This window comes from Nonomuraea sp. NPDC059023 (assembly GCF_042740095.1).
GTDB lineage: Bacteria > Actinomycetota > Actinomycetes > Streptosporangiales > Streptosporangiaceae > Nonomuraea.
The window spans coordinates 243,004-257,336 of the sequence record NZ_JBHYIO010000013.1; the positions used below are offsets into that span (position 1 = coordinate 243,004).

Here is a 14,333-nt window from a genome sequence, read left to right on the forward strand (position 1 = left end):
GCTACAGGTCCATGATCAGCGACACTGGGTGGAGCGCCTGGTCAGCAGGAAACCCTGGCTCATACCAACGAAGCTAGGCCGAGACCTCCCTAAAGTCAATATTTCCTACTTGTTTATAGGGTTATGTCCTCGTCTGCTTTGCTGTCGCCATGACCACAGCACGCACGCCGGACGCCACGTCGGCCGGACACTTCACGATCGGCGGCGACCTCGACCTGGCCCGGATCGGCTATGGCTCCATGAAACTGACCGGCTGGCCGCAGGGCGCCCGCCGGCCGGACCACGACACCGCGCTCGCCGTCCTGCGCCGTGCGGTGGAGCTCGGCGTCAACCACCTCGACACCAGCTACTACTACCGCCGCGACGGGGTGGCCGCCAACGACCTCATCCGCGAGGCGTTGCACCCGTACCCGGCCGGCCTGGCGATCGTCACCAAGGTCGGGCCGATCATGGAAGGCGAGGAGAACCGCGAGCCCGGCACGCGCATCGGGCTGACCGCCGGCGGGCTGCGCCGCGCCGTCGAGGCGAACCTGTCATCGCTGGGCGTCGACCGGCTCGACCTGGTGAACCTGCGGATGGACGGCGCCGTCACACCCGCGGAAGGCTCCATGGAGTCGGCGCTCGAGACGCTGTCCGGCTTGCGGGACGAAGGAATGATCCGGCACCTCGGCATCTCCAACGTGTCAGCGCCCCAGCTGGCCCGGGCGCTGGCCGTCGCGCCGATCGTGAGCGTGCAGAACCTGTACAACGTCGGCCGCCGCCGGCACGAGGACATGGTGGACTCCTGCGCGCGGGCCGGGATCGCGTTCGTACCGTTCTTCCCCATCAGCGAGTTCGACGAGGACGTGACCGCGCGCCTGGCCGGGGTCGCCGCCCGGCACGGCGCGACCGTGCCGCAGGTCGCGCTGGCCTGGCTCCTGGCCCGGTCGCCCTCGATCCTGGTGATACCGGGCACCGGGTCGGTCGCGCACCTGGAGGAGAACATCGCCGCCGGAGATCTGCGGCTGAGCGCCGGGGACCTCACCGAACTGGCCGGCTAGTCGCAGGTACGGCGAGGTCCAGCCGGCGTGCTTGACCGCCACGATCCGCCGCCTCCTGGAGGCCGCGATCCACTGCTGAGACGCGAAACTCCGCGCATCACGGATTGACTCTCGGGTTACCCGAGGGCCGATGGTGGAGTGGTGGATGACGATGAAGTAGTGACCATCGGCCGGTTCGCCCGGCTGACCGGGTTGTCGATCGGCACGCTGCGCCATTACGACGAGGTCGGCCTGCTGTCACCGGCCTCGGTGGATCCCGCCACCGGATACCGCCGCTACCGCCGCTCGCAGGCCGGGCGGGCCCGGCGGATCCGCACGCTGCGATGGGACGACCTGCCCATCGACCAGATCCGCCAGATCATCGACGACGAGTCCGGCGCCGTGACCAGGGAGATCCTGGCCCGGCACCTGAGCCTTCTCCAACGCCGCCGCGACCTGCTGACCGCCAGGATCGGCGACACCCAGCGCTTCCTCCAGGAGGGATTCACCGTGCCGGAAGTCCAGACCGGTTGCCGCCCTGTCCAGCTCAAGATCGCCGTCGACGACCTCGACGCGGCGGTGTCCTTCTACGCCGAGGCGTTCGCCTTCCGCTACGACGTGGCCAGGCGTACCGAGGAAGCCGACCACTCCGCCTTCCTCTTCGGCGCCTACGGCCGGGACGACTTCTTCCTGATCCACCTCATCGCCTCCCGGGACCACATGGACCGTCCCGGCATCTCAACCTTCGGCCTGCTGACCGACGACATCGACACCTGCCACGCCCGCGCCGTCACCGCCGGCGCGACCGAGGCCGTCGCCCCGCACGACCCCGACGGCATGCCCCGCTGCTCGGCCGTCCGCGACCCGAGCGGCAACTGGATCTGGCTCTACCAGGCCTGACCCGGCGTGGGCGTCCTGGTGTTCGATCAGGTAGGCGATGGCCAGCGTTTCCAGGAGTTCGGCCGGGCCGTCGCGCAGGCCCAGCACGTTGAACGCCCATACCGCCTGGGCCCGGCGGGACGCCCTCCGCGCCGCCTCCCGGCTGTCCCATCGGCGCCGGTCGGCGAGGAGATCGGCGATCGTGAGCGACGGGCGCACGATGAGGCGTTCGGCCGCCACGCGCAGGGCCAGCGGAAGGTGTCCGCACTCCCGTGCCAGGCGGGCGGCGGCCTCGGGTTCCGCGGCGACGCGTTCGGCGCCGGCGACGGCCGCCAGCAGGTCGGCGGATTCGGCGGCGGTGAGCGGGCTCAGGGCCAGGTGGTGGGCGCCGTCGCGGGCGACCAGACCGCCCAGGCAGTGGCGGCTGGTGACCAGGACGAGGCATCCGGCGTTGCCGGGCAGCAGGGCGCGGACCTGGTCGGGGGTGGCGGCGTCGTCCAGAAGGACGAGCATGCGCCGGTCGCCGATCAGGCTGCGGAGCAGGGCGGCCCGCTCACCCACCTCGGCGGGCAGGTGCCGCAGGTCCGGGGCGAGCGCCCGGAGGAACCTGGCCTGCGCCTCGGCGGGCGGCATCGGGTCGGCGCCGGAACCGCGCAGGTCGACGTGCAACTGACCGTCCGGGAACCGACCGGCCACGCGGTGCGCGAGGTTCACCGCCAGCGCGCTCTTGCCGACGCCGGCCACTCCGTCGATCACCGCGATCGCGACGGCGTCGCCCGCGTCCGGCACCAGGGCCGCCAGGCGGGCGAGCTCGGAGGAACGGCCGGTGAAGCCCGCCACGTCATGCGGCAACTGGGCCGGACGCCGCCACGCGGGCGGATCGGCCACGGCAAGTTCCCACAACGCCACCAGCCGCGCGGTGTCCCCGCGGCACGCCTCGCTGATGGCTTCGACGGCCTGGCGGGACGGCAGCAGCTTGCCGTTGAGGTAACGCTCCAGCGAGGACTTGCTGCAGTGCGTACGCGCCGCCATCTGGACCAGCCCCAGACCGGAGGCGGCCTTGAGAACACGCAGTTCGGCCGCGAGTCTGCGGGCGTGTAGCCCGTCCACCACCACAGGGCTCATGTGCCCGCCTCCCCTTCTAGCCCCTCGCGAAGTAGGCGTGGGCATCGACGTCGACGCTCACCTGTGCGGTCCCCTCGTTCTTCAGCACCACCGACCCGTCGGCGCGCACGGCGGCGGTGGTGAAGCCGACGGCGTCCTTGCCCGCCGGGTACGCGACCACCCGCGAGGTCGTGGGCCCGCTCTGCGGCACCACCGAGACGACGCCGCTCGCCGCGCCCCTGGCGGCGACGGTCAGCCCGACCGCGGTGACGCCGGTGAAACGCAGCGTCGTGGTGCCGCCCGCCGCAATGGCCAGCGCTCTGGCCGCGGGCGTGGGGCGGATCGCCTTGACGACCGACGCCCGCTGCGCGGTGGTGTAGTAGCCGGCGACGTCCACGGAGATCTCGGCGCCGCCGTAGCCGAGGTTGTGCACGTTGATCTTCCCGTCGGGGCCGGGCTTGACGATCGTGTGGAACTGCGTGGCGAGGCCCGCCGGGTAGTCGGCGTTGGCCTCGGCCGGGAAGACGTCGCCGGCGGCGTACACGCGCATGGTGCCCGTCGAGGGGCTCTTCAGGATGACCGTGAGGGCGACCTGGGCCACGCCGGTCGCGGGCAGGCCGGGCATCTCGGCGGTGGACAGCTGGTGGTTGCCCCACGCGGGGACGACGGTGCGGTCGGCCACCCGCGCCGGCGTGATCGGGACGTAGGTGCCGCCCACGACGGCCGCCGCGTGGTCGAGGGTGTGGCCGTGCGCGTCGAGCGTCACCCTGACCGCGCCCGTGCCGCGGTTGACGACCTTGACCTTCCCGTCCGCGCCGACCCTGGTGATGATCATCGTGGACGCGAAGCGGGTGTGGTCGTAGGCGAGGACCTTTCCGTCCGGTTCCTGCTCATTGGAGGCGTGTACGGCCAGCGCCCCCGACCCGAATCCCTCGCCCTTGGCGCTGACGTTGAGCGAGACGGCCCGCAATCCCTGGGCGGGCAGCCCGGCCACGCCCGCGACCTGAACGGCCATGGCCGAGTTCGCGCTGATCTGGACGTTGTCCAGGAGCCTGCCGCGGGAGTGGAAATACTGGTCGGGCCCCGGCCGGGGGGTCGCGTCCAGGGCGGCGGCATCGAGCTGGAGACGTGGCGTGGTGGCGCCCGGGTAGCCGATGGCCCGCCCGCTCTCTTCCAGTTTGGCCTCCAGAGCGGCGGGGCCGAGCCCGGGGAAGGCCTGGCGCAGGACGGCGAGCGCGCCGGAGACGTGCGGGGCGGCCATGGAGGTGCCGCTCATCGGCGCCCAGCCGTTCCCCGGCACCGAGGAGATGATGTCGTTGCCCGGGGCGAGGAGATCCAGGAGCGGGCCGCGGTTGCTGAAGGCGGACAGGGCGTCGGCGTCGGTGGTGCTGCCCACGGCGATCGCCGAGGACACGCAGGCCGGAGCGGTGATCGCGTCCGGGAAGCCGTCGTTGCCCGCGGCGACCACCGTGGCGACGCCCGCGGTGAGCAGGGTGTCGATGACGGCCTTGCGGGGGTCGCTGTCGCAGGGCGCGGTGTGCCGGCCGGCGCCCAGGCTCAGGTTGGCCGCCACGATGGGCAGCGTCTGCCTCAGCGCCTGGACCTTCTCCAGCCCAGCGAGTTGGGCGCTGGGGAAGCTGAGCACGCACGGCGCGCGGCCGGAGCCGCAGAAGTCGTCGGAGTCGAACCTGCTGAAGATCTGGATGGCCACGATGCCGGCTCCGGGCGCCACACCGCCGCCGTCGTCGCCGTCGAGCCCTTCGCCGTCACCGGCGATGATCCCGGCCACGTGCGTACCGTGCGAGCAGTCGAGCAGTTCGCCGGCGCACTGGCCGCTCTCGGCGTCGGCGGAGCCCGCGCCCTCCTGCCGGGTGGCGCCGTTCGGGCACAGGCTGGAGGCGGAGTAGTCGAGGTCGGCGGGCGAGAAGCACGCCTCCGCCACGACCCGGCCACCCAGGAACGGATGCCCGGCGGCGACCCCGGTGTCCAGCACGGCCACGACGCCGCCCGCGCCGGTCAGCCCGGCCGCCCTGGTGCGGTCGCCGCCGATCAGCGGAACGCTCCGCCCGAGAACCGCAGGCACCGGCCGGTCCTCGGACACGCTGACCACGCCCGGCAGGCCGGTCAGCCGCCGCAGCCCCGCCCGGTCGGTACGCAGGGTGACCACGGGCAGGCGCGACAACGTCTGGAGCACCTGCCCGGCGCCGGACGCGGCGGCCAGATCGGCGCGTTCCCTCGTCACCACGTTGACCCGCAGCTCGGCTCCCGTAGCGAACTGCGCGGCCAGTCCCGGCTCCACCCAAAGTCCCGCCGTCGCGTTCGACGTGCCGGCCGCCACGGTGATCGAGGACAGCAGGAACGCCACCGCGACGATGGCTAATCGCCTCATGAGCCTCTCCTTCAGGGCGCGGGGCACGATGCTCGTGCGCACTGTAGGCGGGCCCTGTTGCCACGCTGTTGACAGCGACGTCAGCGGCCTTCGCGGCTGCCGATCCGGCTGAAGATGGCGCTCGACTCCCGGCGGGCGGCGCCGGCCTGGGCGGCTTCGCCGTACCGGTGCTCCAGGTGGGCCAGGACGGTGAGCGTGCGGGCGCGCCACAGCGGGAGTTCCAGCGCCTCCCAGAGGTTGAGCGAGGCCGACAGCGCGACCCTGGCCTCGGCCGTCGCGCCCTGCTCCAGGCGGAGCTCGCCGAGCGTGCGCAGGCCGAGCGCGCGGCCGAAGCGGTCGCCCTGGCCGGTGAACACGCGCAGGCTCGCCTGGAGTGCCCGCTCGGCCTGCGGGAGGTCGCCCACGCGGATCCGGATCTTGGCCAGCGACTGGCCGGCGTAGGCGGCGCCGTGCGGGTCGGCCAGGGCGGTGAACAGCCGGCGCGACTCCCGGGTCCTGGCCGCCGCGGGCGCGTACTCGCCCCTGGCCCGGTGCACGAGACCGACGCTGCGCTGCAGCAGGGCCTCACCGCGCCGGTCGCCGATCTTCTGGTACGCCGCCAGCGCCCGCCCGAGCAGCCACAGGGCCAGTTCGTCGTCGCCCCGCTCGCGTTCCACGAAGCCGAGCATGTAGATGGCGTGCGCGTGCCCGGCCAGGTCGCCGAACGAAGCGAAGATCGACGCCGCCTCCAGCAGGTCGGACTCCCCCTCCGCGAACCACCCGCCCTCGGCCCGTACGGTCCCCAGCCCGGACAGGGCGGCCGCCAGATGCCGCCGGTCGCCGAGCCGCTGGAACGCCCGCCGGGCCTCCTCGTAGGCGGCCACGGACTCGGCGAAGCGGTCCTGGGCGAAGCGAAGCCGGCCCAGCCCCAGCATCACCAGCCCCTCGCCCTCGAGGTCACCGGTCCGCCCGACGTTCTCCTGGCCGCCGGAGCGCCCGCCGAGGCGGGGGTCGCCGCGCAGGATGTCCTGGCGCAGCCGCACCAGAGCGGGACCGGGGTCGAGCCCGAGCTCCCCGGACAGCCGCGCCCGAACCCGCTCGAAGACGTCGAGCGCCTCGGCGACGCGCCCGGAACGATACAGCGCGAGCATCAGCAGCCCGGCCAGCCGCTCCCGCGCGGGATCGCCCGCCACTTCCTCGGCCAGCACGCCGAGGATCTGCCGGTGCCGCCCGAGCCGCAACGACGCCTCGGCGAGCTCTTCGAGCGCCTCGCGCCGCGCCTCCTCCAGCCTGACGCAGAGCAGGTCACGCGCGCCACCGACCGCCGCCTCGTCGAGGACAGGACCGCGCCACAGGTCCAGCGCCCGCCGCAGCAGCCCGGTCTTCTCCTCGTCGTCGCCACTGGCAGCGGCCTGCTCCTTCAGTACGGCGAAGCGGTGCGCGTCCACCGCCATGGGGTCGATGCGCAACCCGTAGCCGGAACCGGCGGCGAGGACCTCCACGTCCGTCCCGGCGAGCAGGCCGCGCAGCCGGGAGACGAGCACCTGAACCTGCCGCCGCCCGCCCTGCGGCGCCCCGTCGGGCCAGAACACCTCGGCCAGCCGCTGAAGCGGAACCATGCGGTTGGCCGACAGCGCCAGCACGCCGAGCAGCAGCCGCTGCTGACGCCTGGGCAGCGCGACCGGCGCCCCCGCCCACCGGAACTCGACCGGGCCGAGCAGGCGGACGCCGTCACTTGGTGACTTGATCACCTGTTCATGATTGACCGGGGGTCGGGCCATGGCGTCAACGGATATTCAACCGAGACGAATCCCACTATTTCCCGAAAAAACCTTAGCGTGTCCGAGGCACGGCCGATATGCGAACGAGATGAACGCGCTTCCGGCGATAAGGAAAGTCACCTTCCGTCAGCCGAAATCTCGCCCCTGGGAGCGACCCTGCCCGGCCGCTCCCCGTATTCATGCGTCAAGGGCCTCTGCTCAGCACGGCGCGGCTCCATTGTGGAATGTCGTAATGGCACGTAGCGCCGCGCTTCCACACACATATTGAAGCTCGATCGACGTCATCTTGCCCGGCAGCGTCTTTCCCGACAGGACACCGGGGACGTCCCCCATGCCTCCCAGGTTGAAGCTGATGCGCCCACCGCTCTCGTGCACCCGATCGATCATGGTCTCCAGCGCGCTACGCGTCGCCGTCGGAGTGGGGAACAGGTCCCTGAACTGACCGTCCAGCCATGTCACGGCCCCCATCTCGCTCGCGAAGCGGTCCAGGCTGTGGCCCTCACGGTAGGTGAGACCCATCGCCAGATGAATCGGCTTCCTGGCGTCGGGCGTGTCCACGTCGTCCCCGGCGCCGCCCGATCCCTTGCCGCAGTTGTGAACGAGAACCGGGGTGGCGCCCGCCAGCACGTAGTACGTGTGGATGTCGGCGACGGTCAGGTTGTGGACGCGGGCCTCGGTCGTTCGGGACTTGACGGCGGTGACCTGGACATAGGTGCCCGCGGCGGTGCGCAGGAGCTGGCCGGGGCGCAGGTCCTTGGCATCGCGCCAGGCCTTCTCGTTCTCCACCCAGAAGGGATGACCGTCGGTGGCGACGATGTCCCCGGCGTCCACGGTGATGGTGACGAGGTTCTTGGTGCCGTCACCGACGATGGTGGCCAGGATCTCCTTGGCTTCGGTACGGCCGGTCGCCGGGTCGGTGGCCAGGACCTTGTCGCCGGGCTTCAACTGGCCGATGCGTTTCCCCGAGCCGTCGGCGAGCAGAACCTTGGTCTCCGGGGTGAAGCTGTTGGACAGCTTGCAGGACGTGCCCGCGGACTTCGGATTCTTCCCGCGTTTCGCCGCGCGGGCGATCAGCGCGTCGATGGCGGCGATCTTTTTGTTGATGTCGTCGATTCTCGCGTCGAGTTGTTCGATGGCCTGCCGGGCCGCTTTGACGGCGCCTTGGACCTTCTTGTAGATCTTGATGCCCATCCGGACCCTCGTGGAGAGTTTCCAGATCAGGCCGCCGATCTTCTTGGCCGGCACCACTTCGAGCAGCAGGCTGACGCACTTGCCCACGCTGCCGCTGAAGCAGCCCTTGATGTCTTCGATCTTGAGGAAGTCTTTGATGAAGCCGATGCCGGCGGCCTTTAAGGCTTCGAGTACCGCGTTCCGCTTGGCGGTCTGCTGGTGCTGGCGGCGTTCGTTCTCCGCGTTGTCGCGCCCGGATTCCAGGCCCTTCTTGGCCCTGTCGAAGTCGCAGGGGCCTTCGCAGTCGTCGTCGTCCAGCTGGTCGTCTCTGCACGGGGGATTGAGGGACTTCGTGCAGGCGATGCCGCTGCAGCAGGGGGCCATGCCGGTCGGGTCGGCGAGGGTGACGGGGTTGTTGTCGGCGTAGTTGTAGCCGTTCATCTGCTGGGAGTCGCCCATCTTGATGATGGGGTCGACGGAGATGAAGCGGCCGGTGATGGGGTCGTAGCCGCGGGCGCCCAGAGTGGTCAGATCAGCGCTGTCGTCGGTGATGCCGCCGACGAAGCCGCGCTGGTGTTCCTGGGGCCATGCGCCCTGGGCGTCGCGTAAGCGGCCGAAGGGGGCGTAGCGGCGCTGGCTCAGGGCTCCGGTTTCTGCGTTGACGGCCAGTTCGGTGCTGCCCTGGTGGTCGGAGATGAGGTAGGTGACCCCCGTGGTGGTACGCATGGCGTTGCCGATGAACCGGCGCGCGGTGGTGGCGGTGGCGCCCTTGGCCAGGTGAACCTCCAGGCCGGGCAGGTACAGGGTGGTGCCGTCCTTGTCGCGCCGGATGAGGCGCTCGCCGTCGGCGCCGTACAGGAAGCGGGTTTCGCCCTTCTTGTCGTCGTTGACCTGGGTGAGTTCGCCCTCGGCGTCCCAGGTCAGGGTCTGGTTGCCGCCCTGGGTGCGGCGTTCGGTGGTGTTGCCGGAGGCGTCGTAGGCGTAGGAGGCGGCTCCGGAGACGGTGGTGAGGCGGTGGGCCTTGGCAGGGTCGTAGGCGTAGGTGCGGTCCGACTGCTGGACGCCGCCCGCCGGGCCGGCGCCGTACAGGGATTCGCTGCGGCGGTTGCCGGTGTCGTCGTAGGTGTAGGTGGCCCGGTAGGGAGCGGGGCCGCCGATGGTGGTGTTCTCGCCGGTCTCGGCGCATTGCGTGTCGTCGGTCTGGGTCCAGGCTTCCGACAGGCGCGACAGCTCGTCGTAGCGGAAGCACTGGTTGTCGACGCCGTCGCGGGAACTGTCCTTGACCTGGGTGATGTTCCCGGCGGGCTGGTAGGTGTACTGGGTGCTGCGGTCGGTGCCGGGCATACCGAAGTGCCAGGTGGTGGCCTTGGCCAGGCGGCCGGTGCCGAACTCGTAGTCGAAGGTCTGGTCGATCTGCTTTCCGGCGGCGCCGGAGCGCATGCGCAGGCCGATGAGCCTGCCGGTCTTGGTGTAGTCGGCGCCGGTCAGGTAGGTCGACAGCTGGGACTTGCTGGAGACCAGGCGGCCGAGATCGTCGTAGGTGTAGGCGATGTTCTCGGCGGGCAGGCCGCCGACGGCGGGGCTGCTGCTCGCGGCCACGCTGCCGTCGAGGTTGTAGCTGGTGTCGAAGACGTAGCCGCCGACCGGCGCCAGGGCCCCTTCGGTGGCGGGCAGGGTGACCCTGGTGCGCTGGGGGCGGTCCAGGTTGTCGTACTCCTCCACCTGCGTGGTGTAGCGGTCGTTGCCGACGATGCGGGAGGAGCTGGTCAGCTGGCCCTCGCGGACGGTGTCGTACACCCATTCGGCGATCTTGGTGCCGGGTGAGGAAGTGGTGGCGTCGTACTTGGCGATCGCGCGGCCCAGGCCGTCGTACTGGATGCCGATCTTGTGGTTGCGGGCGTCGGTGGTGAGCACCGGCCGGTCGAGGGTGTCGTAGGCGACCTTTTCCACACCGCGGTCGGGGTCGTCGGTCCGCACCCGGCGGCCGAGCAGGTCGTAGGTGTAGGTCCAGACCTGGTTGCCGGGGCCGGTCACCGATTCCGGCCGGCCGCGATGGTCGTAGCCGAACTTCGTGACGACGGGTCCGGCCGCGCGGTGCTGGTGCACTTCGCGGGTACGGCCGTGCACGTCGGTGTAGGTCGTCACCGGGGTGCCGCCGGACGGCGGGATGACCTTGGTCCAGTCGTCGCCGTACTCGTAGCGGGTGTTCCACAACTCGTTGGCCGCGCCGTCGCTGTTGCCCGACAGCAGCCGTTCGACGAGCAGCCGGCCGCGGCCGTCGTAGGTGTTCCAGACCTGGCTCTCCACCGCGCCCACCACCGCCGCGCCGAACCGGGCCGGTTGCGGGTCGCCGTCGGCGTAGTAGGGCGCGAAGGTGTAGTGGACCTGCCCGGCCCCGTTGTAGACGGTGTCGGAGATGATCCGGCCCTTGGCGCCGGTGGCGTCGTCCCGTCCGGGGGCCTGCGACTGGCGCGGGCGCAGCCAGCCGTCGAACAGGGTGTAGGAGGTCTGCTGGCCGCCGTCCCTGGTCAGCGTCCTGGCGCCCACGGCCACGATCGCGCCGGGGTTCATCAGGTACTGGTACTCGTTGTCGGGAACCTGGCTCTTGGTGCGGCCGGGCCCCCAGACCTTCGAGGTACGCCCCAGCGCGTCACGATCGGCGATGGTCGTCCTGCCGCTGGGATTGGTTTCCCGGATCGCCAGGCCCCAGGCCGGATCCAGCACCCGTGTGGTGGTCAGGGCCGATTCCGGGTCGGTGGCCGTGGCCCGCGGGGTGGTCGAGGTCACCTCGGTGGTGACGCCATGCGGTTCGGAGTAGCCGGTGGAGGTGACCTGCCCGGCGGCGTCGGTGACGGTCTTGGGCCGGCCCAGGACGTCGTAGCTCGACCGGGCCATCACCTGGTAGGAGGTGATCGCGGTCGCGGAGGCCGCGACGGCCCGCTCGGTCTTCGTCACGTCGCCGTGCGCGGGCGCCGCCTTGAACGCCTTGTCGTCGTAGTAGCTGCGTACGTCGGCGACCAGGTCGGTGGTCAGGTCCGGCTGGTCGGCGCAGCGCCGGGCCACCGTGATCACCCGGGCCGCCAGCCGCAGCACCCGCGGCCCGTCGGCGGTCAGCTCGGTCCTGGTGCATTCCTCGTCACCGGGTACGCCGACCTCGCCCTCGTCGTCGAGGGCCAGCGCCGCGCCGTTGGTGAGGTCGAAGTCGGTCACCGTGGAGCGGGTCTGCTGCCACGAGGAACCGGCCAGGGCGAAGGCGCGGGTCGTCCTGGTTCCGGTGAGGTTGGCCGTCATCGTGCCCCACGGACGGGACTTGCTGGCCGTCTGGTGGTGCCACGGGCTGGTGACGGACTTGCTCACCGGCTCGCCGCCCACCTTGTCGTAGGTGACGGTGCGCAGGGTCATGCCGTGCAGCGACTCGTGGTCGGTGGGGTTGCCGCCCTCGCCGTCCGGGAGGGTGACGGTCTTGGTGCCACCGGAGGGGCCGGCGCGGTCGCCGTGCATGCCCTGGAAGAACCAGTGGTCGGTCTGGGACGGCGTGCCGCCGCTGGCCTGGCTGGTGGCGCCGCTGATCACGCGGACCCTGTCGTAGCCGCGCCAGTTCGACCACGTCTTGAACTTCTGCGGGGTGATGCCGTCGTCGTCGGCGTAGTGCCAGGCGGGCCGGCCGATGCTGTAGTCGTAGCGGGTGACCATGTCCGAGCCGCCGCCGGTCAGGTCGGTCTGGATCAGCGCGCGCACCACGTACTTGTGGAACCAGTCCAGGCTCGGATCGGCCCCGCCGTTGGCGTTCTGCCAGAACGTGGGGAAGCAGCGGCGCCGGTTGGTCGCCGGTTCGGGCAGGTCGGAGGGGGTGCAGTCCATCTCCGAGTAGGTGATGTCGAGCTTGCCGCCGGTCTCGTTCTGGATGGCGGCCACGCGTTCCTTGATGAACGGGCCGACGTCGTCGCCGAGTTCGTCCACCCGGTTGGCGAGCTGCTGGTAGACGAAGCTGACCGGCGGCGTGGTGATCGGCGCGGGCCCGGCGTGCCCGGTGTGGGCGATGTCGGTGAGCTTGAGCTGCCGGTCCACGTCGGCGATGCCCCACAGGTGCTTGAACTGCCACGAGTCCACTTCGCGGTGGCCGGTGCCCGCCGGGTTGACGACCTTGGTGGTGACCTTCGTCAGGCGCTTGCGGGTCCAGAAACTCGGCGTCGCCGTACCCTTGCCGTGCTTGCACTCGGTGCCCGGCTCGCAGTTCATGTCCCAGGGCACGTCCGGCCAGCGGGCCGGGTGGGCGCCGATGTCGCCGCATTCTTCGGCCAGGCAGCGTTCGGCGTTGGTGAAGTCGACCACGGCCGGGGGCGTGGCCGGGAAGACGTCGTCGCCGCGCAGGCCGTACTGGATGGAGGTCAGGTAGCCGCCGCGGGTGTAGGGGGTGTCGTCGGCGGCGCGCAGGTTGCGGCCGTAGTGGTTCTTCTCCTTGGCGTAGTAGAAGGCGACGGCGTTGCCGCGGGTGTCCTCGATGTAGTCGAGGTTCCACCGCCAGCCTTGGGAGCACCAGGAGTCCTTGAAGGCGTTCTTGTGGCACGGCTCGCCGTTGTTGTTGCCGAAGACCGGTACGTCCCAGGCGGCGTTGGTCTGCGGCTTGCCGGAACTCCAGCCAGGCAGGCGGTTCTTGCCGAAGTAGTACCGGGTGCCGTCGGGGGTGGTCACCCGCCAGTGCTCGTTGTCGTCGTCGCCGTTGCCGGTGTCGGCGTCGGTGCCGATCAGGCGCTGGACCTTGGTCCCGTTGTCCTTGGCCAGGACCCAGCTGTCGGCGCCGGTCGGGATGAGCTCGCCGCCCGATCCGCCCAGGGAGAGCGTGGCGTTGTCGTAGGCCCAGCACTGGTCCATCGGCTCGACCTGGTAGGTCGGGTCCTTCGGCACGCCGTCGTCCTTGCACGGCTTGTACTTGCGCTCGATGAACCCGGGCGACAGTTCGAAGCCGTCGCCGACCCACGATGCCTGGTTGTTGCTGCTGACCGTGCGGCCGTCGATGGACGCCGAGGAGTAGTTGACCGCCAGGTTCGGCACCAGCCCGCCCGGCACCGGCGGCACCCGCAGCGGGTAGGACCAGGAGAAGTCCCCCGACTGGGCGCTGACCTGCCAGGTCGCGGACGGTGAGAGCGAGGTGACCCCGAAGTCGCCCTTGTCGCCCGCCGCCGCTGACGTCACGGCCAGCACCATCGGCTCGGCGCCGAGGTCCACGTCCGCGCTGAGCGTCCTGGCCGCGCTGTCGTTGCGCCCCTTCAGCGGTACGGCCCGCCGGCACTCGGCCCTGTCCGGGCTGGTCAGGGCACACACGGGCAGCGCCGCCAGGCGCATGCGGGAACCGAAGCCGCCTCCGTAGGCTTCGGCGAAGGGCGCGTAGTCCACCGTCATCGTCACCTTGCCGGGTGGCCCGGCGGTGCGGGCCGCGGTGACGATCGGGCCGCTGACACCGGCGCGCCGCGAGGCGGCACGGTCGTGGGTCTGGATCTTCACCCGCCCGGTGGACGACGGGCCGGCCGCTGCGGCCGCCACCGCGCCGGCCCGGCGGGCCGCGACGGCGGACGCGGCCAGGTCGACCTCGGCCGTGCCCGGCGCGGGCCAGTTCACGACCGGGTCGGGCGCCTTCGGCTCGCTGATCCGGGGTTTCACCGCGGCGGGCCGGCCGGGCACGACGCGTTCCCGGTCCACGGGCCGGGGCCGGTCGCGCTCGGCGGCGGCGACGGCCGGCCGGAGGGTGGCGGGGACGAACAGCAGTCCCGCCGTGAGCACCAGGGTGAGCACCGCCCGGAGCGTCCTGGCCAAGGACACGCGGCGGCGTGCGGCATGGACGCGCATGCCGTACCTCCAAGGAAAGAGTGGGGGACGGGGTCGCCGCGGCGGCGCGGCGACCCCGAGGCAGGGTCAGCCGGAGTCGTTGTCGGTGAGCGCTCCTTCTGAGACGGCCGACAGCTCCGACCACACGGACAGCAGGTCGAAGAGGGAAACGACCGCGGGGCCGCGCAG

Annotated in this window: 5 protein-coding genes and 1 pseudogene; 2 read left to right on the top strand and 4 right to left on the bottom strand. The window is 71.3% G+C overall.

The features are described 5' to 3' along the window. Positions 1–149 precede the first annotated feature (149 nt). On the top strand, positions 150–1,040 hold the full coding sequence (locus ACFWYW_RS23660; RefSeq protein ID WP_379612682.1) for an oxidoreductase: 891 nt from the start codon (positions 150–152) through the stop codon (positions 1,038–1,040). Positions 1,041–1,181: 141 nt separating this feature from the next. Beyond that, positions 1,182–1,919: a MerR family transcriptional regulator gene (locus ACFWYW_RS23665; protein WP_379612683.1), complete on the top strand. Its 738-nt coding sequence runs from the start codon at positions 1,182–1,184 to the stop codon at positions 1,917–1,919. Between the two features lie 213 nt (positions 1,920–2,132). Here the strand turns inward: ACFWYW_RS23665 and ACFWYW_RS23670 are convergent. From ACFWYW_RS23670 to ACFWYW_RS23685, 4 genes and pseudogenes are all read right to left on the bottom strand, one after another. Further along, positions 2,133–3,068 (bottom strand): annotated as a pseudogene (locus ACFWYW_RS23670) (helix-turn-helix domain-containing protein); the annotation flags it as partial. Then, complete coding sequence (locus ACFWYW_RS23675) at positions 3,040–5,391, bottom strand: S8 family serine peptidase (RefSeq protein WP_379612684.1); 2,352 nt, start codon at positions 5,389–5,391, stop codon at positions 3,040–3,042. The pseudogene ACFWYW_RS23670 and the gene ACFWYW_RS23675, both read right to left, overlap by 29 nt. Positions 5,392–5,471: 80 nt before the next feature. Continuing rightward, positions 5,472–7,121, bottom strand: coding sequence for a BTAD domain-containing putative transcriptional regulator (locus ACFWYW_RS23680; protein WP_379612685.1), 1,650 nt, complete (start codon positions 7,119–7,121; stop codon positions 5,472–5,474). 228 nt (positions 7,122–7,349) lie between these two features. Beyond that, entirely contained in the window at positions 7,350–14,165 is a 6,816-nt protein-coding gene (locus ACFWYW_RS23685; protein ID WP_379612686.1) for a polymorphic toxin-type HINT domain-containing protein, read from the bottom strand. Positions 14,166–14,333 lie beyond the last annotated feature (168 nt).